The sequence below is a fragment of the Bernardetia sp. ABR2-2B genome (assembly GCF_037126435.1).
Classification (GTDB): domain Bacteria; phylum Bacteroidota; class Bacteroidia; order Cytophagales; family Bernardetiaceae; genus Bernardetia.
Genome location: NZ_CP147020.1, coordinates 4,989,867 through 5,014,935 on the forward strand (window position 1 = coordinate 4,989,867; position 25,069 = coordinate 5,014,935).

The following is a 25,069-nucleotide window of genomic DNA, read 5'->3' on the forward strand; positions in this document are numbered from 1 at the left end:
ACGTAAAATTTGAAAACAATCTAAAAAAACACTACCTTTTGATATGCAATTTTTTGTTAAATGGCATCGTATTAATAATTAATTACGAGTTATGAATTATCAATTACGAATTTGAAATACAATATGGTCAAATTCGCCGTTGTTGCTGCACTCATCAATTACACAATTACCCAAATTTTATGAATCACTTACTTAACAAAAGCCGTTGTTGGTGTTTTAGCGATAGCGACACCAACAACCCAAAACTACTCAATATTTTTGCACTTGGATTTTTATTTTGGCTCGTTTCCTGTGCCTCTACGGAAAAGCTACAAGTCATCGACCAAAATTTTGGAGAGCAAATCGCCCTTCAACAAAACCTTACTTTTACATTCAATCAAGCCATTGCAAAACCAGAACAATTGGATGTTTGGCAGGAGATTGAATATTTAGATATAAATCCAAAAGTAAAAGGGAAGTTTAAGTGGACAAGTCCGACAACACTTATTTTTTCCCCAGATGAAGGATTTTCTCCTAATACAAAGTATCAAGTCAAACTTACTCAAAATCTGATTGCAGAACTTACAAAGAAAAATGTTGAGATTGATAAAGAAAAAAAGTTTGAATTTCATACGCCTTATCTTGACCTTTCGACAGCACAAGCCTACTGGAGTACAGATGCCAAAGGTTCGCCAGAGTTACTTTTGAATCTACTTTTTAATTATGACATTAATCCTAGTGCATTGAATAGTTTGCTTTCACTTTCCACACTTGGAATGTCTGAAACAGGAAATGGAACAGCAGCAAATTATACCTTGAAAAGTAATGAAGCAGGGAAAAATATTCGTTTAGTTGTAAAACCTAATGTAAGCGATAGCAAAGAATTAGCAGGAAAAACGATTTCTATCAAAATAAAAGAAGGATTGAAGATGACAAAAGGCGACGGAACTGCTCCAGAGATGTCATTTAAAACAGATATTCCAGACCCACAAACTTTTGAAGTTACGCAAGTTTCTTCCTATAAAATGAATGGAAAAACAGTTGTACGAGTTCTAACAAACCAAAGTGTGCAACAAAATGAAGCACAGATTAAAGATTTGATTTCGGTTACGCCACAGCTTCGTACAGAAATAGAAAAAACAGATGCAGGTTTTTTGGTAAAAGCCAATTTCAAAGATGAAACAAACTATCAGCTTACTATCAATCAAGATTTGAAGGGAGTTTTCGGAACAAAACTGACAGCCGAATATCAACACGTTTTGCTCTTTGGTGGAGCGCAGCAAGAAATTTCTTTTGTAGATGGTAAGGCTTCTTATTTGACTTCAAAAGGTGAAAGAAATATAGGTGTAAATATTTACGGATTTGAGAAAGTAGAATTGGAAGTATATAAGATTTATGAAAATAATATTCAGCATTTTCTTAGAGAAGTAGTTGGTTTGTACGACTACTCTGATATGGATAGTTATTTTTATGGCAACGATGAGAAAAATTATGGCGATGTAATTCTCAAAAAAGACATGAAAATTACAGATTTCAAAAAGGCTGGAAGTAGTTATGCTATCGATATGCGTGAGGTAGTGGCAAATGATAGCCGTCCGTTTGAAGGAATGTATTATGTAGTGGTGCGTTCAAAAGATGACCGTTGGATAAAAGACCGTCAGATTGTTTGTGTTTCAGATTTAGGATTCATTGTTCGTAGAAGTGATGATGAGATTTTTGTTTTTGCCAATTCGATTATGAATGCGACACCAGAAGAAGGAACACAAATGCGACTTATCAGTACAAGTAATCAGACTATCCAAACGACAAGAACAGATGCTGAAGGAGTAGCTAAATTTACAGGACTAAAAAAGCTAGGCGAAAAATATAATTTCCAGTTTATCACAGCTCAAAAAAATAACGATTTTAGTTATATCCATTTAAAGCAAAATCAAGTTTCTACGTATGGATTTGAAACCGATGGAATTTATCCCACAGCAGGAAGTTATCAATCCTTTATTTATCCAGAGCGTAATTTGTACCGTCCAGATGAGAAAATTAGCTTTAAAGCTATTATTAGAAATTGGGAAGATTGGAAAAGTGTAGGACAGATTCCTGTAAAATGGAAAATCTTGATGCCAAACGGCAGAACATTAGTAGAAAAACAAAACCGTCTTTCAGAAGAAGGAACTTTTGCAGCTACTATTCCTCTTCCAAGTACAAGCGTAACAGGAAGTTATACGATTGAAGTTTATACCTCAAATGATGTTTTGTTGGCTTCAAGAAATATAAATGTAGAGGAATTTATGCCACAGCGTATAAAAGTAGCTTCAAAACTCAATGAAGAATCTGTAAAGAGTGGGCAATCTATAAATTTAGAAGCAACAGCAACAAATCTTTTTGGTCCTCCAGCAGCCGACCGAAATTATGAAGTACGCTTAACCTACAACAAAAAAGCCTTTTCTTCAAAAGATGAGAAATATAAAGATTACAACTTTTATTTGAATATTGGAAATAATCAAATGCCTTCCTACGAAGATTATGAAAATACAGGAGAAACTAATTTGCAAGGCAAAGTAACAGAGAGCGTCAAAATACCGAATACATTTGAAAATATCGGACTGATGCAAGGAACTTTTTATACAACTGTTTTTGATGAAACAGGACGACCAGTAGGTTCAAGAAAGAGTTTTGATATAATTACGCAGCCTTATTTTATGGGCATAAAAAGATTAGATTATTATTGGATTGGTCTTAATCAACCTCTCAATTTTCCACTCATTGCCCTTGATTATGATGGAACAGCGATTCCTGCAAACGCAAGAGTTCAAGTTGTTCGTTATGATTGGCACACGGCTTTAGAGAGAAGGTACAACGGTCAGTATAGTTATGTTTCGAAGTATAAAGAAATAGTAGAGTATGATAAAGAAATGAAAGTCAATCCGTCTGGAACTTCCGTTACTTTTACACCAAAAATTTCGGCTCGTTATGAGGTTCGTGTTTCTCTTCCAAATGCCGAAACATATGTAGCCACAACTTTCTATGCTTATTATTATGGTTCGGTTTCAAATTCTTCTTTTCAAGTAGATAAAGCAGGGCAGATTGATATTACACTCAATAAGAAAAAGTACAATGCAGGAGAAACAGCAAAGGTACTTTTCAAAGCTCCTTTTTCGGGTAGAATGCTCGTTACTTTAGAAAAAGATAATGTCATTGAACACAAATATATTGATGTAGAAAATCGTTCGGCTTCAATGGATATTCCGATTACAGATGAGCATTTACCAAATATTTATTTGAGTGCGACGCTTATTCGTCCACTTTCGAATAATGATGTTCCTCTTACAGTAGCTCATGGTTATATTCCGATTAGAGTAGAAAATGAAAAGGAACACAAAATTGATTTAGAAATTACAGTCCCAGAGCGTATGCGTTCTTCTCAAAAACAAAATATTCTTGTCAAGACAGGCAGACCAATGGAAGATGTAGAAATTACGATTGCAGCCGTTGATGAAGGAATTTTACTGATAAAGAATTTCCAAACGCCAGACCCTTACAATTATTTCTTTCAAAAAAGAGCATTAGGCGTAAAAGCATTTGATATGTATGAACGTCTGTATCCAGAGTTTAAGGCAAATATTCAAAACTTCGGAGCAGGTGGGTATGATTTAGGAAACCGTACCAATCCGATGGCAAACAAACGTGTAAAACCAGTTTCTTTTTGGTCAGGAACACTGAAAACAAACTCAAAAGGCGAAGTTAATTATACTATCGATGTACCACAATTTTCAGGAGATTTGAGGATTATGGCTGTGGCTGTACAGGGTGCAAAATTTGGCAGCGCAACGGCAAATATGAAAGTGGCAGACCCTATCGTAATTTCGGCAGGTATTCCTCGTTTTCTTAGTCCAAAAGACAAAATTACGATGCCTGTAACGATGAGCAACACCACCGAAAAAGTAGCACAAGCAACCGTTACTTTAAAAACAAAAGGTGCAGTTTCTCCAGATGGAAAGACAACACAAACGGTTACTATTCAGCCAAATAGCGAAGCAAAAGTAGATTTCAAAATCAATGCAATTGAAGCTGTCGGAACGGCAAATATTGATGTTGAAGTGGCAGCTTTAGGCGAAAAATTCAATCAAACGACTGATATTACGGTTCGTCCGTTTACTTCTCTTTTGAAAGAATCTGATGCAGGAAGCGTAGAAGGTGGAAAAAGCAAAACGCTTAGTTTCAAACACGATTATGTACCAACTTCGGCAGATGCAAAACTTGTTGTGAGTAAGTCGCCGATGGTTCAATTTGTGAAATCTTTAGATTATTTGGTGCGTTATCCGTATGGTTGTGTGGAGCAGACTACCTCAAGTGCTTTCCCTCAACTCTATGTAAAAGATATTGCCGAATCTATTGGGAAATCATTGAGTTATAATCTAAACCCTGATGAAAATGTACGTTTTGCAATCGGAAAACTACAATCTATGCAGCTTTACGAAGGAGGACTAAGTTACTGGCAAGGTGGACATGAAGCGAGTTGGTGGGGAACAGTCTATGCAACGCATTTCTTGACAGAAGCTAAAAAAGCAGGGTATGAAGTAAATGATGAAGTTTTGGAAAAGGCACATGATTATCTACTTACCAAAATTAAATCAAAAGATACCGAACGTCTGTATTATTATAATATCAACGGACAGCTCACGTCAAGACCAATTGCCAACAAATCTATTTTCTATTCTATGTATATTTTGGCAATGGCAGGAAAGCAAGATGCTTCGACGATGAATTATTATAAAGCAAATAAGCATTTATTAGCGATTGATTCTCGTTATTTACTAGCTGCAACGTATAAATTATTGGGAGATAAGGCGAGTTATACAACTGTTTTGCCTCCATCTTTTTCAGGAGAAAAATCTCAGCAGTCTTTGGGTGGAAATTTCTATTCTTATATACGTGACCAAGCTATTTCTTTGAACGTATTGTTAGAGCAAGACCCAAAAAATCCACAAATAGGAACTCTTGCCAAACAATTATCTGAACAGTACAGAGCAAAACGTTATCTCAATACACAAGAACACGCTTTTACGTTTTTAGCTTTAGGAAAACTAGCACGAAAAGCAAATAATAGCAATATTACAGCTCAAATTTCGGCTGGAGGCTCTAACCTTTCGGCGTATGAAAACGGAACAGTTGTTCTTACAAAAAATCAAGTTTTGGATAAAGAAATAACTATCCAAACGAGTGGAGAAGGCGATTTGTATTATTTTTGGGAGAAAGAAGGAATAAGTCTGAAAGGCGATTACATACAAGAAGATAAAAATATTCGTGTTCGTCGTACATATTTAGACAAAAAAGGAAATGTAATTACTGGTAATGTCAAACAAAATCAATTAGTAGTTGTCAGAATAGAAGTGATTTCTACTTCGGTAGATGTCATTGAAAATGTAGTGATTACTGATATGCTTCCTGCTGGTTTGGAGATAGAAAACCCACGACTAGGAGGAGCGCAACAATTTGATTGGATAAAAAATGCTTCTTCGCCAGAACATTTTGACTTTAGAGATGATAGAGTAAATATTTTTACGGATGTCAGAAAGAAGAAGCCACAATATTATTATTATCAAACTCGTGCCGTTTCAAAAGGAAATTATAAAGTCGGTTTGATAAGTGCTGATGCGATGTATGATGCTTCTTATCACTCTTATCACGGTGCTGGTAGCTTAGTGGTGGAGTAGGTTTTATGATTTTGGCTACAATTATTTAAACCCTAAGGGCTTCAAAACCTTTAGGGTTTTTGTTACAACTTTCATTTTCGTATCTTCGAAAAAGGATATAATAAACTCAATAGAGATAAAACTATGATTACTTCACTAGACCAATTAGACTTTAATAAAGTCTATTCATATTCTGACTACATAACATGGCAGTTTGACGGATTTGTAGAACTTATAAAAGGAAAAATATTTCCTATGTCTGCACCTTCTCGTTTGCATCAAGAAATTTCAATAAATCTAAGTGCTTTGTTGAAAATATACTTAAAAAGTAATCATTTAGAGTGTAAAGTATATGCAGCTCCTTTTGATGTTCGTTTACTAAAAAATCCGAATGAGTCGTTAGAGCAAAGACTTGGCAAAACCGATAAAGAAATTTATACCGTTGTGCAGCCAGATATTTGTGTGGTCTGTGATTTAGAAAAACTAGATGACAGAGGATGTGTAGGTTCGCCAGATTTAATTATTGAAATTGTATCTGAAAAAAATGCAGCCAATGCAAAGAGAGATATAAAAGACAAGTACGAAATTTATGCAGCCAATGCAGTAAAAGAATATTGGTTGGTTCGTCCGTTGGAAAAAACGGTGCAAAAGTTTGTTTTGAATGATGCCAATAACAAGTACGAAGTAGCAGGTTTTTATGGAATAGATGATATTGTACCTTGCTACACTTTGCCTAATTTGGATATTGAAGTCAATGAGATTTTTGAATGATATTGGTGAGGTAGTTACAAAAATCTATCGGAGATTCTTTACTCCAAAACAGGATATTCAAATTTTATATTTAAGGGTATGTCTTCTACCTTATTTTCATAATTCATACGCTGTACATTTAGTATTATGAATTTAATTATATCCCCTTTCTTTGCTTTTAGGTAGGGTAAATCAATAATTAAAGAAAGTAAAAAGAAAAAAAAGAAAATTTTTTATCAAAAATCGCCTTTTGTGTACAACGGAGGGCGATTTTGTTGTTTTCTATCAAAAATACTCAAAAAAAACGAAAATTAAAGTTTTCGCTATTCGTTCGCTTTGACAGACCTTGTTCTTCTGCATTCGTTCCGATGGTAAATGACTGTTTTTGAGTGATTTAGCTAAAACAAATACTCATTTTATGCACCTAATGCACGGAAACGCATTTTTCACTAGCAAAACGCTATAAAACCTCTAATAACACACTAGCAGCGATTTATAGCCACTTTCTAGTAAAAAACTAGCAATATTCTAGTATAAATGTGAAAATACAGACCTTACACTATTCCTTACCCATTATTCGCTGCTTTTATAGCCTTGTAGCTCCTTTTTAAGCCTATCTACCTCATTGCGTAGCATTTTATTCAATTCCTCCTTATCAGTGATGCGCTGCTCAAGACTAGCAATGATACGCTCCTTATCTTCTAAGGACTTTCTCAAAGCCTCTATTTCATAGCTATTACCTTCTTTATGGGAAGTGTTATCGGATTTAGTATAAATGTCCCCCGCTTTGTCCCCCGCTTTGTCCCCCGCTTGTTTAATATCTTGCTTATAACGAGATTTTAGTTTAGCTTTTTCAACAAGTTCTTGATTAGTATTTTTATCAACTATATTCAAGAATTCATCTAAAGTTAAATCAAAAAAGTCTGCTGCTTTTTGAGCAAGTTCTAAAGTAGGTTGTTTACCATTTTCATAATGCGATATAGAGCCTCCTGAAACACCTAATGCTTTACCTAAAGCTCTTTGGCTCATATTATCATTTAGCTCTCTGCAATATTTTAAACTTATTCCGAATTGAGATATTTCTGTATTGTCCATTGTTTAGAATCATTATAAATAGAAGTGATTTTTGATTAAAATTTTTAACGTTGAATATTTTTATTATATTTGTGTATCGGATAAGCGCAACAAAATATATCAAACAAAAAATTATCAACAATGAGTAAAGTTTTAATCACAAATAAAATGGTAGGCGATATTGTCGGATTGAGTCCTGATACCGTAAGAGCCATTCGTAAAGGCAGAAGAAGAGATACAAGAGGCGTAAAGCAAGTTGTAGAAAAGCTGCGAGAATCTTTTGCAGAAGCAAAAGAAGAAGTCGCTCAAATCCATAAAGGAGAGCGTAATTTGACAAAGTAGTCATAGTTCAAAAAGTTATTCAATTAGATATTTTCTCAAAAATAAAAATTTTAATCGTTATGGCACATACATTATCAAGATATATGAAAAAAAAGTATATCCCATTTTCAGAACTAACAAAAACTCAAAGGAAGAAAGTAATCAAAACTCGTACACTTGAATTACTATCATTTGGAGATAATTCTAAGGCTTTTTCATTTCTGCAAGTTGCTAGAATGTACTACCACGAAGCTACAAGGGTAGATGAATTAATATGTCGCTCATTTTTCAACTAAAAAAACACACTCTTTAGAGGTATTTAATAAAGAAATTTAAGATTATTCAATTAGATAAGTGATAAAAACCCTCATTTACTGAATGAGGGCTTTATAAAAAAGGCTAATGAATATCTTATACAATAATTATCACTTATCAAGATTATGAACAACTCAACTCAGAATATTGAATTAATGAACGATAGAATTATCGTTTCATACAAATTTTTAGAGAACTGGTACACTCGTCCAAGAAGGGGAGTTGCTAAAGGTCTTTGGGAGTCTGCAAAAAAAGGCTGGGTATTCTTTGATAGTGTTATTGCTGCTAATAATAAAGTTTGTGCAGTAAAAGACAAAAAAGACTTACCTACTCTCAAAGAATTAGAAGCCATTTTAGCAGAGGAAGTAAAGAAGCCTTCTAAGAAGTTGCTAGATGAAGCTCGTACTTGGGAAAAAGACAATGAACTGTCTTACTTCTTGTCTATGTATGAAACGACACAGGCTTATGAATATGCTGCCATATCAGCGTGGAAGCGAATGATATACTTTTTGGGCGATAAGAAAAACAAAATCACACTTAAAGCAAAAGGCTTTAAGAACAAAAAATCATTCTTACAGGAGTGTGTAAAGTGTATTCAATCTTTGAATTTTACAAAATGGAATTGCAAAGACTTTGTAGTCTTGAATCAGCAGGTATTTGTACAGTATAAAAAGTTGGTTGAGCAGTTTGGAGATGATGCCTTTAGAAAAATTATTGATGAGCGCACGGAGGTTTCTTGTAAGAACTCTTCTAAGATAACGGAGCAAATACAGCAGGATTATTTGGTTTACTTAGCTTCTGACCATCGTAAATTTAGCTTTGAGTTAATCACGGAATTGTACAATGCAAAAGCAGCCGAAAAAGGTTGGGAGGTTTTGAAAACGCCAGCTCCTGTAATTACATTTTTAGAGCAACCTTCTGTGAAGCCGATTTGGACAATGCAACGTGAGCCAAAACTCTACAATGACACATATATTCCTACGATTGGACGTAAAAAGCCCTCTTTTGCAGGTGCAATATGGGAATTTGACGGTACGATAGTAGATATTTATCATAGTGGAGGAGAAGATAAGCAGCAATTATACGCTCGTATTTATTGGATTGCAGTCATTGATGTAAAAACGGAGGCGATTATAGGCTATCATATCACTAATTCAGAAACTTCTGATGCAGTTGTGAAGGCTCTAAAGAGTGCCGTAAGCATAACAAATACAGTTCCTCACCAAATCAGAACAGATAATTCATCAGCTGTTCAGTCGCTAATGAAGCAAGGTAAAAAAGAAGGAGGTAAAAACTTCTTTGAAAAACTAGCCAAATATGTAACTCCAGCAGCCGTCGGAAATGCACGAGCAAAAACGATTGAATCGGTTTTCAAACGCTTCCAAGATAGCTTAATGAGATTACATCCATTTTGGGCAGGAATGAATTTGACTGTAAAGAAGGATTCTAACCGAATGAACAGAGTTTGGATACAAGCAAACATCAAAAATGCTCCTACTCACAACGAGCTTATCTCACAACTTGAGCAGCTTGTAACGCTTTGGAATGCTGATACAATGAAAAAAGACACGACAAACGTATCAAGATGGCAGCAATACAAAAACGATGCTGACCAACAAAGAACAGCATTAAGAGCAATTTTTAACGATGCTTTTTTAATATCTGCTCGTGGAGATGCCAAAACAGGATTGATTACTTATAGAAACGCAGGATTAAAAATCACTTGGAATAAGCAAGAGCATATATTCAAAGTAGTTGATAGAGACATCAATAGCTCACTGATAGGAAAGAAATTCATAGTCAAGTTTGATGCTGATGATTTGAGTAAAATTTGGCTTTACAATGCTGATGGAACGCCTTTTACTTGGCAAGAAGAACATTTAAGTATTGATGCTTACGAAGCTGCACCCGATTATTTGGGAGATAGACAAGAAGGAGATGGTCAGCGCATCGCTGCAATGCAGGAAGAGCAGAAAGAAGTCAAACGTCAGCACAAAATAGAATATTTAAAAACATTGGATAGACTGACTGCTGAAGACATGAAAGAATCTATCACAGCAGCATCTATTAAAAAGGACCTTATGAATGATGCCGAAATCATCGCTAAGGAAATGGGAATGAATGGTAAAGCTGTATCATTCAGACAATCAAAAGAGCGTCAAAAAGAATCCGAAAAAGAAGAAATGACTTTGGAGGAATACAGAAAACGTCAGCTTGAAAAAGCTGCATCTTAAACAAAAAAAGCCCCTGCACGACAACCAAATCGCTTTGCAAGGGCTAGAAAAATAAATTTCTAACATAAAATTAACAAAAAAATGGCAAAGCAGAAAATTCAACTCACAGATTACGAACAAAAAGTAGGTACAGAACTCAATAATTACTTACAAAGCACAGGTTTATCTTTGGCTGAGCTTATCTCTAGACACTCGCTAAATAGTGGCTATGTAAGAGCTATTGCAGGTTTTACTAAGATTGAAAGCAAGATAAAAGGAGGTACTGAGCTATATCCTAAGCTTTCTTACTATAAAAAAGTAGCTCGTATTATTGGCATAAAGGAAAATAACTTTTGGCATCACATAGATACTATTCAATACAAAAATGTTTTTGCTATCTGCGAGAAGGCTCAGTCTGATAAAGACTTGAGGCTCATAGACGGACAGCAGGGTTATGGCAAAACATACAGTTTGGAAAGCTACTGGAGAACAAACAATGAAGTAGCCTATGTAAAGATGATGAAGAAATGGAATAAAAAGACATTCCTTCAAAAAATTGCCAATAGTTTGAATATCAGAAAGGCTGACAGTTATTCAATATCTGCAATTCAAGATAAGATAGTAGATGTTTTGAATAGTGAAGATTCAAACTGGTTACTCATTCTTGATGAGATGGAACAAGCATCTAAAAGTATGTGGGTAGGAGTTATCAAAGATTTGATTGATGATACTCAAATCGGCTCTCACGACAGGTTGTGTGGATTTGTTATCTGTGGAAGTGGAATAAATGAAAAAGTCAAAGGTTGGACACACTCAAGAACTGCAAAGCAAGGAGCGAATCAGCTTTGGGATAGGCTCTTTGGAAGCTGGCAATTATTAGAAGGCTTGAAAGAAGGTAAATATGCCCTTTCTGACTGGAAAGCTACTATCAAAATAGCACTTGACAATACAGGTGTAGAAATGGAGAATGAAAAAGATGTCATTGAATGGCTATCACTTCTCAACACAAAACGCTCACTCTCAAAAGTAGTAGATAGAGCCTGTCAGTATGCTACTAAAAACAACAAACCTATATCAGCAGAAATGCTAGATATGCTTTACGGAAAGGAGTTGAGCTATGGCGAATGATAATCAAAAATACTACAAAATGGATTACAACGAATCAGAGGAGTTCATTTGTATAGCTTCTGAATGGAGTGATGGAGCTTACCTTGCTTTTTTTGATGATTGTTTGAGTCATTTTTTAGAAATGACCTTTGAAGACAGAGAAGAAATAAGATACCTCAAAAACTCTTATGAGTTTAAAAAATGGTTCTCTGTCTATTTTAGTAAACGCAATCAGTTCATTGTAGAGGAAGTGATAAAATGGGATTATTTGCAAAACTGTTGGGTATTCAAAGAGCAAATGGAATCTCATGTAGCTACTTACAAAGCTAGAAATTCAGCAGCTTTCAGAATGTATTATTCTTACTTAATCAAAGATTATAGCACTGTAGATTTTGATAAAGAACACTACTTGAGACTTCAAAAAACAGCAGAAATTAAAGTAGTAGAAGAACAAACACTTCTTGTAGCTCACGAAGCAAAACAAGAAAAAACGCAATCAATTTTCACTTGGATTTTCGCTCAACTAATGAGCTTTATTATATAAATCAATTATTTATTCACTCTTAATTTTTAATTAAAATTATGGCAAAGGCAACTGAAGTAGTAGAAGAAAAAATCATAAGCAAAAACGAAGCTGTTGATGCTTTTAGAGCTTACAACGAAGTTTTAGAAAAGGAAAATCAACTTGATGCACGTACAGAAACTCGTAGAAAAGAAGAACTGGCTGATTATGCTGATGTGATTAATGAAATCACAGAAATCACAAAAGGCATTGCAGAAGAACACGCAGCAGAACTCAAAGAGCTTGACGAAGAAAAGAAAATAGCTGCTCTGACCGTACAGCAATATCTAACTCAAATATCTTCTGAAAGTACAGAGTTTGCAGGGTTGGGAAAAGCTGTTTTTGTAGAGAAGGGACGTACTTACTCTATCAATGAAGACAAAGATATGGTAGAGGTTCTTGAGCTTTTTAAGTCTAAATACCCAGATTCTTACGAAGGGTATTTTACTGAATATCCAAAATTTGCTTTCAAAAAAATGGATGGTCTTATAAGCCTTGGGTTAGGCTCAAAAGAAGAGTTCAAAAAAATGGGTATTGATTACTCTTCTGAAAGAGAGTTTCAATTAAAACCAATCAAAAAGTAATCAAAAACACCTTTCTAGCTAACTACTAGATAGCAGCTAGAAAGGTAATAAGGGCGTGTAGTGAGTGGTTAAACGGTTCGTTTGCAAAACGAAAAATCGGGGGTTCGAATCCCTCCACGCCTTCAAAAATTCAAACGACAACCAAACTAAATAAAACTATGAATTTCAATCTCAAAAAACCGTGCAAAAATTGTCCTTTTCGTAAGGATTGTAAGAAAGGATGGTTAGGTGAAAATAGAGCTACAGAAGTAGCAAACTCACCTTTTTCGGATACCACTTTTGCGTGTCATGAAACAACTGGAGTAAAAAAGGGAATAGATAAACCTATTCAAGAACACTCTCAGTGCGCTGGTGCAATGCTCTTACTAGATAAGGAGCAGGGCGTGGATAGCAATATGATGTTTCGTTTAGCTACTTATGCTTTTGGTTTTGATGCTGAAAAATTACAAGGTTACGAACTTGTATTTGATAGTAGAAATGAAATGATTGAACACCATACAACTAGGAATTATGAAACTACTTGAAATCACAGCGCAGCATTGGAATACTTTCTATAATCTAGCAAATGATATAGTTGTAGGGACTTTAGTAATTAGTATTCTAATCACAATAGCAATGGATTTGATTGATTCGGATTCGTTGATTAGATGGCTTTTTAAATTTATTCACTCTTTATTTTCAGATAAATGAAGCATACTATCACAACAGCAGGAAAGGTTTCTTTGAAACTCACAGCAAAGCAAATGACAGCTTTATCGTTTGATATTTCGCATACGAATGATTTGGATTTATCAGAGGCTACATGTCAGAACTTTCAGTATTTGGTTATACAAAGGCTTTCATTTAATAAATTCAATAAAGTAGATTATAACTACAAAAAAATACATTCTGTTGCTCTTGAGCCTTTTGAATGTGCAGCTCTTGCAAATAATCTTCCAATTGATGAATCTCCTTTATGTGAGTCTATTGGAGATTATTTACAAGATGTTCTAAAGGAGTTGGATATTCTATTTGTAGCTCCACAACCTCAAAAGGAAGAAAATGAATCGTAATGGCATACTATCGTGAACCTGCAAGTCCAAATTATCGAAACGAAGTGAAAGAGCTTTCACTTCCATTGACTCAAGAAATCAATAAAATCAAAAAAAAGATGGAACAGACTAACAATGCACAAGCGTTCAAAAAAACACCAAAAGTTTTGACAAATCAGCATATCAAACCTGCTGAAAAGCCAAAGAAAATTCACGAGTTGTGTAATGCCAAAAACTACGAAATAAAAAGAGTTGGCGATACTTATACAATTAAGGAAGTAGATTCTGAAAGCTCTCAAGAACTCGGTTTTGTAATGTATAAGGCTTTTGCTCAATCAGATTTTATGGAAAAGTTTGATGAGATGATGCAGGCTCAACTGGAATATTGGAATGCTGTAAAGACAAATCATCCAAGTAAAAACGATTTACTTATCAGATGCAAAAGGATAGAAGCTGAAATGAGAGAGCTTCGTGCAAAACTTCTCAATTATATACAAAAAGAACTCTTTTGAACTATGCTAGAAATCACGCCCAATACCAACTTCGTGAGAAAACAGAAAGAGGAAACTCAAACCTGTACTTGTAAGCTAAAAGAAGCTGCAATCAAACTGCGAAAAGCACAAAACGCACTTGCAAAGTGTAAACAGGCTTATGTAAGACGACAACTAGCAATAGATGTAGTCAAGCTGCAAAATTCATTTGATAAAATGATAGGTCTTAAATCTTAACTCAAAATGAAATACTACTGTATAGCCAAACTGCCAAAAAATGAGAGTAAACATACTCTTAATACGCTTTTTACAGCTAACAGTGGTATTTCTAAAACTTACCTTGGTAATGGCGAGTACCAAGTTTCTTTTCCTTCTTTACTCACATTTAATCTATTTGTGAACGCTTGCCACAGGAGAAGGATTTTTATTACTCAAACTTATTCAGAAGATGGACAAATTTAATTTAGAAGCTCAATATCAAAAATATCTTGAATTGATGCGCTTAGATGAAAAACAGATGCCTCCTATTCAGCAGCAAGAAACAAGAAGAGCTTTCTTTGGTGCTTGTGGTCAGATGCTCAGATTAATGACTGAAGACATTGCAGATTTGGAAGAAGTTGAGGCTGTAGGAACTATTATAAATCTGAAAAATCAAGTTTCAGAATACTTTATGAAGCAACTAGAGCAGCTATGAAAACAGCCACTCCAAAACAAATACAAAAGTTCCACGCCCTGCTCAATGAGTTGGGGCTGATGCAACACAAAAAGGACTTAGTAAGTGAGTTTTCAGAAGGAAAAGCAACCTCATCAAAGCAACTCACAATGGAACAAATGAAACTAGCAATAGAGCATTTGGAAGGAATGAAAGAACAATCAGTAGCTACAAAACCCAAACGAGATACATCTTTGGACAGACAAAGAAAGAAAATCATTGCTTTTTGTAGAGAAATGGATATGGAAGTGGAAGTGAGAGGCGAAATGGTGGCAGATATGCACAATATTTACAAGTTTATTCTGAAAATAGGCTATCTGAAAAAGGATTTGAATGACTATAATTCTGAAGAAATGCCAAAATTAGTTACTCAAATTAAAATTGTCAGAGATAATGTCGTACCAAAATTTCAAGACGAAAAGCGTGGAAATTGGACGGTAACAAATTCTGAAACTGGAGAAACTAAGAAAGCTAAAGACATTTTGAAGAAATGAAAGAAGATTTTATGTATGCTAACTTATCAGATGTTCAAATTATTTATGCTGTTCATAAAAAAAACAAACGTAAAATAGTAGAAACCTTTGTTGATTTTAGCGCAAGTCGTAAACTTAAGATTTTCTCCTATAAAATATTACTTATCCGACCAGCAACTGAAAAAGATGTTTCTATTTTGAGAAAAATTGATGAAGAAGACAAAGCAAAAGGCTATTCAATTACTCGTTTCATTCAGCGTTTTTGGTGTCATCCTTACAAAACTTTATCACAACTCATAGATGATGATAAAGATTTAGTAGATGAAAAGATGCTTGAAAAAATTATAGAAGCTACTAAAAATGAGTTCTTAAAACTTAATAAAAATCAACTTGAAATTTTATTCTAATCAACCACAATAAACCAAACTAGAAAATGGAAGCATCAAAAGTAGAATATATAAAGCAGTTTTTAAGTTACAATGGATATCAAGATAATCAAAATAATACTGTTGTAGATTCAGACTTTACAATGAATAAAAATGGAATTACAGTTTCATTGAGCGATGAGCAAATACGCTTTGAGATAGGCAAGTCGATAAACGATGGTTATGATGAGATTATAGATAGTGGTATGTTTTTACTTGATACAAATATAATTATTTATGTTAGTCCCTACTGCCTAACTCATAATTTAGGTGTTATTGAAGAATCTTTATATAGTTCACTTGACCAAATTACCATATAATGCACTACAACATCAAATCAACAAAAGAAGGCAGGGCGAAAACCTTGCTTTTTTTATGTATAAATAAAGATAAATCTATCACGAAAATAGACTTGAAAGTAGATTTACAAATGAAACACTTGTTTATTCTACTCAATCTAGTCAATGACCAGCTCCTTGCTAGTGATTCGCTAGGAAGTGATAAAATCGCTTTATCTGACACAGTTTATGCCAAGCGCAAAAAAGTCAGAACAGTTGAGCAGAATGAAACATTAGGCTATAATTCTAATCTTTGGAGACAGCTTTACAAAAAGTATCGTCCGAACTCTACAAAAATAGAGTTCCGACCTGCAGAAGTAAAAATGATGAGTTTTGAGAAATGGAATCCTGTAGAGTTACAAGCCTTTTTTGATTCGGATTACTTCCTTTTCAAAATCAAATCTATACGTGTTTTTACATCAAAAATATCAGAATTGCGTGATTGGATGCTGGCTAAGGAGCAGGGCGAGGAAATCAAAACAGCACACCCAAACACTTGGGATAGCAAACACTACAAAACACTAAAAACAGGTAAGGAAATTACGGAATATAGACAGCATCTGATAAATCTTGGCTTTACACCTGTCAAATCAGATAGAGGCACTTTGATAGGGTATGAAAAGAAATTATAAAATTACTATATAAATGTAATTTTTGTTTTTTTTATTTATCTAAAATAAAATAGCATTAACTTTGTTATGTGGTTAGTTTATAGACGAAAAAAGTATTTTTGTCTAATATAATTAGCAGCAAAACAATATACTATATAATTTTACTCGTTATATAACTAAAATTAATAGCACAAATTTAACCTCTATGGAAAATAACCAAACAAATACCGTTATAAACCTAACTTTAACGGAAAAAGATGCTAAAGCAATCATATTAGGTAGAAAGTTACTCACATTCGCCTCAGAAAAGGACATTTCTAATATAATAGACAATGCAATAAGAGTCGTAAATACTCAAGATAAGTTAGAAAACTTGCGAGTATCACCAAAAGAGCTATCAGCCGATTTGTATCAAATAAGAGATTTATTTGATTAAACTTATAGCTCAAAAAAAGCCTTCAAAAATACATTTTGAAGGCTTTTTTGTGTCTAAATCTTTCTTCATTTTCTTTCGGAAACATCGTAACCATTCACTTCGTGTGTCGTGTACACAGTGTGATTAAACGACAACCAAATCAATTTTTATTATGAACACGACAGTAATAACATTCATACACGAAGACTTACAGCACGAAGCTATTTTAGTAAAGCACAAAGGAAGCTCTAACAAACTTAGAGATACCTTAACTAGACAATTTGAGGAGGAGCGCAGAACAATAACTTTAGTAGATGTAGTTATTTTTCTTATGAAAAACTCAAAAAAATATCAAATCATACAAAATGAATATTTTTGGAATGAATCAGAATTTAGGAAAAGTGAACTTTTCAAATCAGCAAATAATGAAATAGAATTTGCATCTGATATGTTTTTTAACTAAAAGCAATAAAAAAACACTCTCTAGTAAGTTACTAGAGAGTGTTTTTTTTATATCTTTAGGCTATGAAATTCCTAAAAAACATATTCAAGAAAAAAGAGAAGGACTACGATGACCGTTTTTTCAGAACCTATGAAGACAAGCGAAACGAATCAATGGGAATGGGTTTGCTTATAGGTTTGATTTTTTTGGTCATTGCTGTAATTGTTGGCTTGATTAGAGATTATGTATTGCCTTTATTTGGTTAATACTATTGTTCCTTTGAAGCCTAAACCGTCCCTATCTCCAAAAACTAAAGTTAGTTTCCCTTCTTCTTCATTTTTAAACAAGTCGTGTCCTTTATTAGCTCTTAACCTCCAAGTATCTTTTCCTTTTATGGACACATCTAAAAATTTTAAAATTTTAGGGTCAGATTCGTTATAATAACTAATTTTCATAATTCCGTCTGGGTCTTTTATTTCTACACCACCCATTTCTTTCTGAAACTCTTGAATAAAAAGACAAGCATCTGTTGTTTTTGAATTTATGATTTTGTCTGTCCCAAATTCATAAAGTGTGATTTCTAGTTTGTTATAATCACAATCTGCATATTCCGTTTCTTCTTCTGCACTTTGCTTTTGAGAATTTGAAGAACAAGAAGAAAAAGCAAATAAAAATAGCAAAATAGATATAAATGAAAATAATTTTAGCATAATAATATTGAATTAAATTGGAAGATATATTTAATTCAAATATAAAATTATTTTTTGTTATTCTTATTGTGTTGCTTTTCCATTTGCACTCTTACTTTTTCAGAAGCATCATACCGAGCTACCAAAAAAGATAGGTATTCCTGCACAGAATAGGCGTTTATTCGGTCTATGATAAGTGGATTGTCGTCTGAAATTATCATTCTTTCGACGTTACAATTTTCAAAGAAAATTTGTTGATAAGTGCTAGGCTTACGTTCTATATCGTATTTACGGCTTTCGCCCTTAGGTAGTTTTTGAGTTCTTGAGGAGATATATTGGCAGAGTCTCTTATGATATTCAAAACAAAAGCATAAAAAAAAACCTTGCTATCTTCATCTTGCGCTAAGAGTTTACGCTTTTTGGTTTGCCATTCTTGTTGGATATCGTCTGGCTCTCCGTCCAAGACGAGCATTGTTAGAGCAGCCTGTTCTAAAAGTGGAATGTTTACGATATTTTCAGAACGCTCTTTGATATTCTCAAACTGATAAATCAAACTATTTTTTACATCATTTATATTAGAACTGCCTAATGCGTGGACAGTTTCAGAAGCATTTGAAAGTAATTTTTGAAGCTGTTCATTATCAATACCTACAGCCATTTGGTTTAAGATAGCTTGCATATAAACTGCACGAGCATCGGGTAAGTCTTGCATTTTGTAAGCATACCAAGTGTTCCCATTTTTGTCGGTACGCAAAACAGACACCTTTTTGGAGCGTTTGGGTTGCTCTAATTTAGCTTTGAAAAACTCTAAAAGACTAATTATTTTGGTAAGGATAATCTTCTTCATATTTTTTGAAATGGTAAATTTTTAATTTGATGTAAAACTCCAAACCAAGCCAAACAAAAGCTCGGTAAGTAGGTATTTGGACTTTTTGAGTTGGCTCAAATAGTGTGTTGGTTTCCAAAAAGCATTGCCACATTATCACGCTCAAAAGCTCAAAAGAAAAAGGAATGACAGCTTTTTGTATTCCTACTTCTACAAGTGGAATATTACCTTTTTTGAAAGTATATTTTATAGTTCTAATTTTTATTTTCGGAAACTTTAATCCATTCAAAATCTTCATTCTCTATTATTCTTTTGAGTATTATATAATCTACCATTGCTTCATACTTTTCATTTGTCTTTGAAATAGGTAGATTAAAATGTATTTGCTTGACAAATTTTACTTTCGATAAAACAGAAAAAGAGATTTTGTAGAATGTCTTATAGACAGTATTTAGATGAATTGTATTATCAGTTTCATTGTAATTAAACCAGTCTAAAAACTCATCTTTACCTGTTGGAGCAACTTTGTTTTTAGCAGGATTAAATTTTCTGTATTCAGCGAATGACTGGTAGAAATCTATTTTCAAAATATCATTGCTTAGAGTTATCTTTTTAATAAAATAACTTGCTGCTGTTGATTGATTGACTATTTTCTCAACTTTCTTTTTATAGATTGCTTGCATAGTTGTTTTGGTTTATTTTTTTGTTCTAGTTCTTTTATTTTTGCCTTTTTTATACCTTGAATAATCTGAATAAAATAACCTACAAATTAAATAATCTAAAGCATCTGATGTATGACCATACTCTTCATATCTTTTGCCTGTATTTTTATCTTCTACTTTCTTTTTTAGTTTAGTTCCATCTGTATCTTCCTTTACATACGATAAATCTGCTATCAGTTTTTTGCATCTTGGATGTATATAAACTCTAATAGTTGGATGTTTGAGTTCAAGTATTATATTAATGAAATTCACTCTAGTAGACACTCCCGGGTGGCTTTTACCTACTTTTATTTTTACACCTCCTAATTCACGTACTATTGAGCTGATGATGAGATAGTCATTTCTTTTTTCATACTTCTTAGATCTCCTTGTATCGTCATTATTACCTGAAGGGTCTCCAAACACCCAAACACTTTCTCTATGTGTACTATATCTACTAACAACTTCCTCTGCTGCGTGTTCTGTTGTGTTCTTTGGAGGCTCAGAGCATACCTCATCTATGATAAATAAATTTTGAATCCCATTGAAATTATATACTTGAGCAATGAGACATGTAACATAAGGGTTTACATTAAAATCCCAAGATAAAAGCAAAGGTCGTGATGGTATGTAATCAAAATCTTTGATGTTTCGTTGTCTATCAAATCCTGTGTAAATTTCTCCTCCAGCTTTTGAAAACGGATCGCCATAGATAAGCATATCTATCAAATGTGAAGGCAGCGTATTTTTTTGATTTTCTATATAGTTCGCTGGCAGATTCTTTTTATTATGATAGGCAGACGAAATAACTACAAAGTGTGAAGAGGTAGTTTTTTTGTAAAAAAAATCAGTTTCTGAAAATATTTTACTCTTTATTTCTAATTCAAACTTTTCCAGTTTAAACCATTCAACGAGCCATTGCTCTCTAGCAGGAGAAGTAACGATATACAAGGGATTGAAAGGAGTTTTAGTTACTTTAGTAGTAATCTTTCCAGTTTTGGTAAGATACATGCCTTTCTGTCTGTTACGACCTAAAACAACTTCCTTGACAGCAGCTTCTTTTGTATCTTTTGTTTCGTCAAGCAGCGTCCAACCGACTTCCATTCCATCAATCGCCTTGAAATTGTCAAGCGAACGAGTAAAAATGACAGCTCCCCAACGGAAAGAGATAATATTATTATAACGTTTGAAATTATGATTGTCCGTATTAAATTCTTTCGGAGGCTGACGGTTCACAACATAATCGCCCTGCCCTGTAACCTCATCATATTCTATAATTCCTAGCTCTTCCCAAACTTCTCTAATTCTGTATAATGTAGAGTCGTTTAGCTGTGAATAGGTGTTTGCAGCGATAAGACCAAAAACATTAGGAAAGTTTGTTGCCAAGAAAAGAGAAAGCACACCTAATATATGAGACTTGCCAGCTCCTTGCCCTGCAAAGTATAGGTTTACTCTGTTACGAGCATTGAAAAATGCTTGCTGAGGATCTGAAAGTCCGTTTTCTACTTGCTTCCAGTTGATGCGATTTTTAGGGTTTGGGTTTAAATCTAACTTATGAAAAGTTCCTTTTTCTAAACTATCTTTTATCGCATCCCATTCTCTACTTACCTGTATCTCCATTTTTAATGCGATATTTTAAGAAGTTGTCAATTAGATTTAAAGCTACTTTTACATATCTTTTTTGGTCAGTTTCAAACAAATACCTAAAGAAATCATACGCTACTTGTGTCATTGTACCGATATGAGATTTCCCTTTATTGAATCTATCTAAAAAAGCACCTGCTTTAGACAAGTCATCCCAACTTGGAGCTTCTTTTTGTAATTCGGTTTCTATTTTACGATATGTAGTAATAACAATGCGAGACTGAACAATAGGAATATCTTCAGCATCTTGCCTTTTTTCATCCCACTTACCTTCATTTTTCCAATTTAGAATTGTTCTTTCGGCATAACCAAGCTCATCTGCTATATCTTTTTGTGATTTATGCAAATAGATATAGTAGTTTTCGGCTATTTTTTTATCTCTTTCTTGTCTATTCATACTTCAAAAGTCTAAAATAATTAGCATATTTTTTGACATTCGGTCAAAACGACAGGATAAAAAATAACATTTTGATAACTTTGTTATCATTATTTATTATTTTACCAAAAAAAATAGCAAAATGGCAAAAGTATTTTATTTAAACATTGTAGAAGGTAAAAAAGAATATTCGTCTGCTGATTTAAAATCGTTAGATGGAAACACCTTCCAAAAAGTTTTGGGAACGCCACAGCATCAAAAGCAAATGAATGTAGTTGTTTTAGAAGCTGAAACGGTCAAAAAACTGCAAAAAGGAGAGAAGCTCAATAAACTACAACTTGGAGAAGCAACACAAAATGAAGTAAAATCTCTTAGTTCTAAAAACGAGCTTTTGAAGTCTGAAAATGAGGAGCAGAAGTCTGAAATAGAGAAGTTACAAGCTAAGGTCAAAGAGCTTGAGGCACAGCAGAAAGAAGCAACTAAAGAGGAAGACAAAGCAACATCTCAAGAGGATGCTACCAAAGAAGAAACAAAAACAACAAGTAAAAAAACAGCAACAAAGAAATAGATACTCGCTAGTTGTTGTTTAATAGCCTGTTAGAAAATATTTTTCCACATTAAAATTTATAAATTTTGGATTACGAAAAAGGATATAGAAAATTCAAAACTATTTGGGAAAGGCTTGGTGGTAGTGTTTCTGAATCAGATGAAGGTATAGAAATTGATGAGAATCAAATTATCACTTCTATACTTTCAGACGAAAACAAAACAAAAACAATCATCGAAGAAGCTGCTCAAAAAAGAGAAAGTTTACTAATAAGTAAACTACGCAAAGAAGCTGCAAACTTGGGCGTTGAGGGCATTGATGAAGAAAAAGACATCAAAAAAATTATTTCTGCTACAAGCTCTCATCTGACTAAATCGGCTGGTAGTGATAAGCAAGAACTTTCAAAACTTAATTCAGAATTACAAACTCAGCTTCAAGAAACCAAAAAATTACTTGAGCAAAAAGATGTTGAGGTTCAAACTACTATTGATGAAATCAAGAATCAATCTGAATTGCAAAAACAGCGTCTTGACAGAAATTACGCTGCGATGAATAAGCTAACATCACTAAACTTAACAGACGCTGCAAAGGCAAATAGCTCAAGGCTTGTTGATTCTTTCATTTCTAATACTTTAGATAAGTATGAATTTAAAGAAGAAAACGGAAAGCAAGTAGCTTATAAAGATGGCAAAAAGCAGTTTAAGAGCGATTTGATAGGAGGCGAAACTTCGTCCGAATTAGTTACAATGGACGACATCGTAGAATATGAAGCTAAGACTCTTGGCTTCATAAAAAGCACAGATGCAAAAGGAGGAGGTAATTTGGATACACCTCCAATACCTGCAACTGCTCATCAAATCAATGATCCAAGTCCAGGCGTCTGACAAATGACCAGCAACAAAAAAACTAAAAAATAAAAAATGAAAACTTACGCTACTCAAAATCCGATTGCCAAAACAGCGATGTTGTTTGGAAGAGAACCTGCTAGAAGCTGCTTTAAAAATGTTCATATTAGGACATTTCAGAGAAAGACAAAAGCAGTTAGAGAAATTGAGCTAAAAAAAAGAAATGATAAAATATTCTTTTTATTTAATCAAGGTTTTAGTATCAATAAAATCTCTAAAATAGTAGAATTGGACTGGCATTGGTGCAAGAAGATTCTTCAAAAAGAAGGGCTTGTCCCTGCAAAAGTCGATACAGAAAAAGTATTGTCTGAGTTTTACTTAGTTGATTTACCAAACCGAACGAAAACTTCTGAAATTTTAGAAGCTGAAAAAAAATATAAAGAATCAGGTAAAAACCTTCAAAAACTCATAAAAAAGTGTGAGAAGGAAAAGGTTGATAACAGATTATTTAGGCAAAAATATAAGCAATACAAATTTCAAGTTGAGGTAAAAGGACGTAGAGCATCTGTCAATAGACTTGCAGAGCTTTTGGGCTGGAGTAGTGTAAAAACAAAAAAAGTAGCGAAAAGGCTACGATTACAAATTTTTATTTAATCTTTAAATTTATATTATGGAAACTCCTAAAAAGTTAGGTACTGCAAATTTGATTTTCTTGCTCACATTCCTTGTTGTTATCGCAAAAAAAGTAGAAGAAGGAGCTGCTGACGGAAAACTCTCAAGAACCGAAATAATGGGTATTATTTGGTTTGCTCTTATGAATGGAGGCTTGGGAGCTGTAAACAAACTTTCAGATGCTGGACAAGAGGCTTTGGATTTGGATGAGCAGGAAAAAGAAGAAATCAATATTCATTTTAAAAATGAATTTGATTTATCGAATGAAGAAACAGAAGTCTTAGTGGAAAATATATTTGGATTATTGCTTCAAATATTCTCTTTCTATTTAAAAGTTCGTTCTATGTTTGGTAACAAAAAAGCAAAAGAAGTTCAATTAAAATTAGAAAAACTTGATTTGAAAAAAATCGCTTAGTGCGTTTTAGTAGTTAAGTTGAATAATAAATCCCCTGCTAGTATGGTACTAGCAGGGGATTTTTGCAAAATTCTATTTATATTTGATTTTGTTGATAATTTTAGCTTATTATTTAAATAAAAAACTATGAACCTACAATTAGAAGAGCTTAGAAAGCTATATGAATACTTAAAAGATTATTTTCCTAATCTTTCTATGATTATATTAAGTCATAATCATAAAGTTGAAAAATTCCCAAATCAAAGAGTTTATGTAGAAAGACAGTTCTTAGATAGTAATATGGTAAGATTACAATTACTATATACAAGTAGAATATCAAATACAAGAATTGTAACTGAATTACAATTTTTGCCAATAAAAAGTGATTACTCTTCTTCTGTAAATTTAGATAGTGGAGGGCTTCATCAAAAAAACATACAATTTGGTTTGATAGATAAAGAGTTTTTGAAAGAAGATATGGCGCATAGAGAAGTAGATTTTTTAAGAAAGATTTATGATAAACCAATAATAGAAAGTTAAAAAAAATCCCCTGCTAGTATGGTACTAGCAGGGGATTTTTGTTTTAATCAGCTTTTTCAATTTTTATGAGTACATCTTCATACTCTCTAATTAAATTTAACATCTGATTATTTTTAGCTTTTCTTTTCTTATGAAAATCTAAATCTAATTTTGAGGTTTTGTTATTAGCTTCTCTAATAACGTCTAATGTAGATTCTAGTGATTTTTTTAAGAGTTCTATTTCTCTTTCATTGAAATTTGTAATGTACATAATGTAAAAGTTTTGGTTGTCGTTTAATTACACTGTGTACACGATACACAAA

Annotated in this window: 36 protein-coding genes and 1 tRNA gene; 28 read left to right on the forward strand and 9 right to left on the reverse strand. The window is 33.4% G+C overall.

Features of this window, described 5'->3' with window-relative positions:
• Window positions 1-179: 179 nt before the first annotated feature.
• Entirely contained in the window at window positions 180-5,690 is a 5,511-nt protein-coding gene (locus WAF17_RS20930; protein ID WP_338764046.1) for an MG2 domain-containing protein, read from the forward strand.
• 123 nt (window positions 5,691-5,813) lie between these two features.
• Window positions 5,814-6,440: a Uma2 family endonuclease gene (locus WAF17_RS20935; protein ID WP_338764049.1), complete on the forward strand. Its 627-nt coding sequence runs from the start codon at window positions 5,814-5,816 to the stop codon at window positions 6,438-6,440.
• 552 nt (window positions 6,441-6,992) lie between these two features.
• On the opposite strand, the gene WAF17_RS20940 is transcribed toward WAF17_RS20935, so the two are convergent.
• Window positions 6,993-7,514, reverse strand: a complete 522-nt coding sequence (locus WAF17_RS20940; RefSeq protein WP_338764051.1) for a helix-turn-helix domain-containing protein — start codon at window positions 7,512-7,514, stop codon at window positions 6,993-6,995.
• Window positions 7,515-7,634: 120 nt separating this feature from the next.
• Between WAF17_RS20940 and WAF17_RS20945 the strand changes: the two genes are divergently transcribed.
• From WAF17_RS20945 to WAF17_RS21045, 21 genes are all read left to right on the forward strand, one after another.
• Window positions 7,635-7,835: a hypothetical protein gene (locus WAF17_RS20945; RefSeq protein ID WP_338764053.1), complete on the forward strand. Its 201-nt coding sequence runs from the start codon at window positions 7,635-7,637 to the stop codon at window positions 7,833-7,835.
• 59 nt (window positions 7,836-7,894) lie between these two features.
• Complete coding sequence (locus WAF17_RS20950) at window positions 7,895-8,110, forward strand: hypothetical protein (RefSeq protein ID WP_338764055.1); 216 nt, start codon at window positions 7,895-7,897, stop codon at window positions 8,108-8,110.
• A gap of 144 nt (window positions 8,111-8,254) precedes the next feature.
• A complete protein-coding gene (locus tag WAF17_RS20955; protein ID WP_338764057.1) occupies window positions 8,255-10,363 on the forward strand; it encodes a DDE-type integrase/transposase/recombinase in 2,109 nt (702 codons plus the stop codon).
• Window positions 10,364-10,444: 81 nt separating this feature from the next.
• The gene (locus WAF17_RS20960; RefSeq protein WP_338764059.1) at window positions 10,445-11,470 is read left to right on the forward strand and encodes an ATP-binding protein; all 1,026 of its coding nucleotides are present in this window, start codon (window positions 10,445-10,447) and stop codon (window positions 11,468-11,470) included.
• Between the two features lie 19 nt (window positions 11,471-11,489).
• Window positions 11,490-11,993 (forward strand): hypothetical protein, encoded by a 504-nt coding sequence (locus WAF17_RS20965; RefSeq protein ID WP_338764062.1) that lies wholly within the window; start codon window positions 11,490-11,492, stop codon window positions 11,991-11,993.
• 38 nt (window positions 11,994-12,031) lie between these two features.
• Window positions 12,032-12,595, forward strand: a complete 564-nt coding sequence (locus WAF17_RS20970) for a hypothetical protein (protein ID WP_338764065.1) — start codon at window positions 12,032-12,034, stop codon at window positions 12,593-12,595.
• Between the two features lie 51 nt (window positions 12,596-12,646).
• A tRNA-Cys gene (locus WAF17_RS20975) sits at window positions 12,647-12,718 on the forward strand.
• Between the two features lie 35 nt (window positions 12,719-12,753).
• Window positions 12,754-13,119 (forward strand): DUF6283 family protein, encoded by a 366-nt coding sequence (locus WAF17_RS20980; RefSeq protein WP_338764067.1) that lies wholly within the window; start codon window positions 12,754-12,756, stop codon window positions 13,117-13,119.
• Window positions 13,106-13,285 carry a hypothetical protein gene (locus tag WAF17_RS20985; protein WP_338764070.1) on the forward strand — a complete coding sequence of 60 codons (180 nt, stop codon included), beginning with the start codon at window positions 13,106-13,108 and terminating at the stop codon, window positions 13,283-13,285. Before WAF17_RS20980 ends, WAF17_RS20985 begins: the two co-directional genes overlap by 14 nt.
• Window positions 13,282-13,647, forward strand: a complete 366-nt coding sequence (locus WAF17_RS20990; protein ID WP_338764073.1) for a hypothetical protein — start codon at window positions 13,282-13,284, stop codon at window positions 13,645-13,647. Before WAF17_RS20985 ends, WAF17_RS20990 begins: the two co-directional genes overlap by 4 nt.
• A complete protein-coding gene (locus WAF17_RS20995; protein ID WP_338764075.1) occupies window positions 13,647-14,138 on the forward strand; it encodes a hypothetical protein in 492 nt (163 codons plus the stop codon). Before WAF17_RS20990 ends, WAF17_RS20995 begins: the two co-directional genes overlap by 1 nt.
• 3 nt (window positions 14,139-14,141) lie before the next feature.
• Complete coding sequence (locus WAF17_RS21000; protein WP_338764077.1) at window positions 14,142-14,354, forward strand: hypothetical protein; 213 nt, start codon at window positions 14,142-14,144, stop codon at window positions 14,352-14,354.
• A gap of 6 nt (window positions 14,355-14,360) precedes the next feature.
• Complete coding sequence (locus WAF17_RS21005; RefSeq protein WP_338764079.1) at window positions 14,361-14,579, forward strand: hypothetical protein; 219 nt, start codon at window positions 14,361-14,363, stop codon at window positions 14,577-14,579.
• The gene (locus WAF17_RS21010; protein ID WP_338764082.1) at window positions 14,566-14,811 is read left to right on the forward strand and encodes a hypothetical protein; all 246 of its coding nucleotides are present in this window, start codon (window positions 14,566-14,568) and stop codon (window positions 14,809-14,811) included. Before WAF17_RS21005 ends, WAF17_RS21010 begins: the two co-directional genes overlap by 14 nt.
• Complete coding sequence (locus WAF17_RS21015) at window positions 14,808-15,323, forward strand: hypothetical protein (protein WP_338764084.1); 516 nt, start codon at window positions 14,808-14,810, stop codon at window positions 15,321-15,323. Before WAF17_RS21010 ends, WAF17_RS21015 begins: the two co-directional genes overlap by 4 nt.
• Window positions 15,320-15,709: a hypothetical protein gene (locus WAF17_RS21020; RefSeq protein WP_338764087.1), complete on the forward strand. Its 390-nt coding sequence runs from the start codon at window positions 15,320-15,322 to the stop codon at window positions 15,707-15,709. The genes WAF17_RS21015 and WAF17_RS21020 overlap by 4 nt, the downstream gene beginning before the upstream one ends.
• A 26-nt stretch (window positions 15,710-15,735) precedes the next feature.
• On the forward strand, window positions 15,736-16,047 hold the full coding sequence (locus WAF17_RS21025) for a hypothetical protein (RefSeq protein WP_338764090.1): 312 nt from the start codon (window positions 15,736-15,738) through the stop codon (window positions 16,045-16,047).
• Complete coding sequence (locus WAF17_RS21030) at window positions 16,047-16,697, forward strand: hypothetical protein (protein ID WP_338764092.1); 651 nt, start codon at window positions 16,047-16,049, stop codon at window positions 16,695-16,697. The genes WAF17_RS21025 and WAF17_RS21030 overlap by 1 nt, the downstream gene beginning before the upstream one ends.
• Before the next feature lie 184 nt (window positions 16,698-16,881).
• Window positions 16,882-17,112 carry a hypothetical protein gene (locus tag WAF17_RS21035; RefSeq protein WP_338764094.1) on the forward strand — a complete coding sequence of 77 codons (231 nt, stop codon included), beginning with the start codon at window positions 16,882-16,884 and terminating at the stop codon, window positions 17,110-17,112.
• 151 nt (window positions 17,113-17,263) lie between these two features.
• Window positions 17,264-17,554 (forward strand): hypothetical protein, encoded by a 291-nt coding sequence (locus tag WAF17_RS21040; protein WP_338764096.1) that lies wholly within the window; start codon window positions 17,264-17,266, stop codon window positions 17,552-17,554.
• A 62-nt stretch (window positions 17,555-17,616) separates the two neighbouring features.
• A complete protein-coding gene (locus WAF17_RS21045) occupies window positions 17,617-17,799 on the forward strand; it encodes a hypothetical protein (RefSeq protein WP_338764098.1) in 183 nt (60 codons plus the stop codon).
• Here WAF17_RS21045 and WAF17_RS21050 read toward each other — a convergent pair.
• The 7 genes from WAF17_RS21050 to WAF17_RS21080 are packed head-to-tail and all read right to left on the reverse strand — an operon-like array spanning window position 17,788 to window position 21,790.
• Window positions 17,788-18,243: a DUF1406 domain-containing protein gene (locus WAF17_RS21050; RefSeq protein WP_338764101.1), complete on the reverse strand. Its 456-nt coding sequence runs from the start codon at window positions 18,241-18,243 to the stop codon at window positions 17,788-17,790. The two genes, WAF17_RS21045 and WAF17_RS21050, sit on opposite strands and share 12 nt — an antisense overlap.
• Window positions 18,244-18,290: 47 nt before the next feature.
• A complete protein-coding gene (locus tag WAF17_RS21055; RefSeq protein WP_338764103.1) occupies window positions 18,291-18,443 on the reverse strand; it encodes a hypothetical protein in 153 nt (50 codons plus the stop codon).
• A 56-nt stretch (window positions 18,444-18,499) separates the two neighbouring features.
• Window positions 18,500-19,069 (reverse strand): hypothetical protein, encoded by a 570-nt coding sequence (locus tag WAF17_RS21060; RefSeq protein ID WP_338764105.1) that lies wholly within the window; start codon window positions 19,067-19,069, stop codon window positions 18,500-18,502.
• Window positions 19,038-19,346, reverse strand: coding sequence for a hypothetical protein (locus WAF17_RS21065; protein WP_338764107.1), 309 nt, complete (start codon window positions 19,344-19,346; stop codon window positions 19,038-19,040). The genes WAF17_RS21060 and WAF17_RS21065 overlap by 32 nt, the downstream gene beginning before the upstream one ends.
• Window positions 19,303-19,731, reverse strand: a complete 429-nt coding sequence (locus tag WAF17_RS21070; protein WP_338764109.1) for a hypothetical protein — start codon at window positions 19,729-19,731, stop codon at window positions 19,303-19,305. Before WAF17_RS21070 ends, WAF17_RS21065 begins: the two co-directional genes overlap by 44 nt.
• Before the next feature lie 12 nt (window positions 19,732-19,743).
• Window positions 19,744-21,369 (reverse strand): hypothetical protein, encoded by a 1,626-nt coding sequence (locus WAF17_RS21075; RefSeq protein WP_338764111.1) that lies wholly within the window; start codon window positions 21,367-21,369, stop codon window positions 19,744-19,746.
• Window positions 21,350-21,790 (reverse strand): phage terminase small subunit-related protein, encoded by a 441-nt coding sequence (locus WAF17_RS21080; protein WP_338764114.1) that lies wholly within the window; start codon window positions 21,788-21,790, stop codon window positions 21,350-21,352. Before WAF17_RS21080 ends, WAF17_RS21075 begins: the two co-directional genes overlap by 20 nt.
• Window positions 21,791-21,911: 121 nt before the next feature.
• Between WAF17_RS21080 and WAF17_RS21085 the strand changes: the two genes are divergently transcribed.
• From WAF17_RS21085 to WAF17_RS21105, 5 genes are all read left to right on the forward strand, one after another.
• Window positions 21,912-22,337, forward strand: coding sequence for a hypothetical protein (locus tag WAF17_RS21085; protein WP_338764117.1), 426 nt, complete (start codon window positions 21,912-21,914; stop codon window positions 22,335-22,337).
• Window positions 22,338-22,402: 65 nt separating this feature from the next.
• Window positions 22,403-23,200 (forward strand): hypothetical protein, encoded by a 798-nt coding sequence (locus WAF17_RS21090; RefSeq protein WP_338764120.1) that lies wholly within the window; start codon window positions 22,403-22,405, stop codon window positions 23,198-23,200.
• Window positions 23,201-23,236: 36 nt separating this feature from the next.
• Entirely contained in the window at window positions 23,237-23,815 is a 579-nt protein-coding gene (locus tag WAF17_RS21095; protein ID WP_338764123.1) for a hypothetical protein, read from the forward strand.
• A gap of 16 nt (window positions 23,816-23,831) precedes the next feature.
• The gene (locus tag WAF17_RS21100) at window positions 23,832-24,248 is read left to right on the forward strand and encodes a hypothetical protein (RefSeq protein WP_338764125.1); all 417 of its coding nucleotides are present in this window, start codon (window positions 23,832-23,834) and stop codon (window positions 24,246-24,248) included.
• A 126-nt stretch (window positions 24,249-24,374) separates the two neighbouring features.
• Window positions 24,375-24,767 (forward strand): hypothetical protein, encoded by a 393-nt coding sequence (locus WAF17_RS21105; protein WP_338764128.1) that lies wholly within the window; start codon window positions 24,375-24,377, stop codon window positions 24,765-24,767.
• A gap of 43 nt (window positions 24,768-24,810) precedes the next feature.
• Here WAF17_RS21105 and WAF17_RS21110 read toward each other — a convergent pair whose 3' ends face one another.
• On the reverse strand, window positions 24,811-25,017 hold the full coding sequence (locus WAF17_RS21110; RefSeq protein WP_338764131.1) for a hypothetical protein: 207 nt from the start codon (window positions 25,015-25,017) through the stop codon (window positions 24,811-24,813).
• Between the last annotated feature and the right edge of the window lie 52 nt (window positions 25,018-25,069).

Coding starts and splice junctions, on each gene's coding strand:
- WAF17_RS20985 (WP_338764070.1), top strand. CDS start 13,106: ATGAAACTACTTGAAATCACAGCGCAGCATTGGAATACTTTCTATAAT.
- WAF17_RS20970 (WP_338764065.1), top strand. CDS start 12,032: ATGGCAAAGGCAACTGAAGTAGTAGAAGAAAAAATCATAAGCAAAAAC.
- WAF17_RS21065 (WP_338764107.1), bottom strand. CDS start 19,346: ATGAAGATTTTGAATGGATTAAAGTTTCCGAAAATAAAAATTAGAACT.
- WAF17_RS21110 (WP_338764131.1), bottom strand. CDS start 25,017: ATGTACATTACAAATTTCAATGAAAGAGAAATAGAACTCTTAAAAAAA.
- WAF17_RS21105 (WP_338764128.1), top strand. CDS start 24,375: ATGAACCTACAATTAGAAGAGCTTAGAAAGCTATATGAATACTTAAAA.
- WAF17_RS21010 (WP_338764082.1), top strand. CDS start 14,566: ATGGACAAATTTAATTTAGAAGCTCAATATCAAAAATATCTTGAATTG.
- WAF17_RS21100 (WP_338764125.1), top strand. CDS start 23,832: ATGGAAACTCCTAAAAAGTTAGGTACTGCAAATTTGATTTTCTTGCTC.
- WAF17_RS21035 (WP_338764094.1), top strand. CDS start 16,882: ATGGAAAATAACCAAACAAATACCGTTATAAACCTAACTTTAACGGAA.
- WAF17_RS21040 (WP_338764096.1), top strand. CDS start 17,264: ATGAACACGACAGTAATAACATTCATACACGAAGACTTACAGCACGAA.
- WAF17_RS21095 (WP_338764123.1), top strand. CDS start 23,237: ATGAAAACTTACGCTACTCAAAATCCGATTGCCAAAACAGCGATGTTG.
- WAF17_RS21085 (WP_338764117.1), top strand. CDS start 21,912: ATGGCAAAAGTATTTTATTTAAACATTGTAGAAGGTAAAAAAGAATAT.
- WAF17_RS21015 (WP_338764084.1), top strand. CDS start 14,808: ATGAAAACAGCCACTCCAAAACAAATACAAAAGTTCCACGCCCTGCTC.
- WAF17_RS21050 (WP_338764101.1), bottom strand. CDS start 18,243: ATGCTAAAATTATTTTCATTTATATCTATTTTGCTATTTTTATTTGCT.
- WAF17_RS20955 (WP_338764057.1), top strand. CDS start 8,255: ATGAACAACTCAACTCAGAATATTGAATTAATGAACGATAGAATTATC.
- WAF17_RS21000 (WP_338764077.1), top strand. CDS start 14,142: ATGCTAGAAATCACGCCCAATACCAACTTCGTGAGAAAACAGAAAGAG.
- WAF17_RS20950 (WP_338764055.1), top strand. CDS start 7,895: ATGGCACATACATTATCAAGATATATGAAAAAAAAGTATATCCCATTT.
- WAF17_RS20935 (WP_338764049.1), top strand. CDS start 5,814: ATGATTACTTCACTAGACCAATTAGACTTTAATAAAGTCTATTCATAT.
- WAF17_RS21070 (WP_338764109.1), bottom strand. CDS start 19,731: ATGCAAGCAATCTATAAAAAGAAAGTTGAGAAAATAGTCAATCAATCA.
- WAF17_RS20995 (WP_338764075.1), top strand. CDS start 13,647: ATGGCATACTATCGTGAACCTGCAAGTCCAAATTATCGAAACGAAGTG.
- WAF17_RS21020 (WP_338764087.1), top strand. CDS start 15,320: ATGAAAGAAGATTTTATGTATGCTAACTTATCAGATGTTCAAATTATT.
- WAF17_RS20945 (WP_338764053.1), top strand. CDS start 7,635: ATGAGTAAAGTTTTAATCACAAATAAAATGGTAGGCGATATTGTCGGA.
- WAF17_RS21075 (WP_338764111.1), bottom strand. CDS start 21,369: ATGGAGATACAGGTAAGTAGAGAATGGGATGCGATAAAAGATAGTTTA.
- WAF17_RS20940 (WP_338764051.1), bottom strand. CDS start 7,514: ATGGACAATACAGAAATATCTCAATTCGGAATAAGTTTAAAATATTGC.
- WAF17_RS21005 (WP_338764079.1), top strand. CDS start 14,361: ATGAAATACTACTGTATAGCCAAACTGCCAAAAAATGAGAGTAAACAT.
- WAF17_RS21080 (WP_338764114.1), bottom strand. CDS start 21,790: ATGAATAGACAAGAAAGAGATAAAAAAATAGCCGAAAACTACTATATC.
- WAF17_RS21060 (WP_338764105.1), bottom strand. CDS start 19,069: ATGAAGAAGATTATCCTTACCAAAATAATTAGTCTTTTAGAGTTTTTC.
- WAF17_RS20965 (WP_338764062.1), top strand. CDS start 11,490: ATGGATTACAACGAATCAGAGGAGTTCATTTGTATAGCTTCTGAATGG.
- WAF17_RS21030 (WP_338764092.1), top strand. CDS start 16,047: ATGCACTACAACATCAAATCAACAAAAGAAGGCAGGGCGAAAACCTTG.
- WAF17_RS20980 (WP_338764067.1), top strand. CDS start 12,754: ATGAATTTCAATCTCAAAAAACCGTGCAAAAATTGTCCTTTTCGTAAG.
- WAF17_RS20960 (WP_338764059.1), top strand. CDS start 10,445: ATGGCAAAGCAGAAAATTCAACTCACAGATTACGAACAAAAAGTAGGT.
- WAF17_RS21055 (WP_338764103.1), bottom strand. CDS start 18,443: ATGATAATTTCAGACGACAATCCACTTATCATAGACCGAATAAACGCC.
- WAF17_RS21045 (WP_338764098.1), top strand. CDS start 17,617: ATGAAATTCCTAAAAAACATATTCAAGAAAAAAGAGAAGGACTACGAT.
- WAF17_RS20990 (WP_338764073.1), top strand. CDS start 13,282: ATGAAGCATACTATCACAACAGCAGGAAAGGTTTCTTTGAAACTCACA.
- WAF17_RS20930 (WP_338764046.1), top strand. CDS start 180: ATGAATCACTTACTTAACAAAAGCCGTTGTTGGTGTTTTAGCGATAGC.
- WAF17_RS21025 (WP_338764090.1), top strand. CDS start 15,736: ATGGAAGCATCAAAAGTAGAATATATAAAGCAGTTTTTAAGTTACAAT.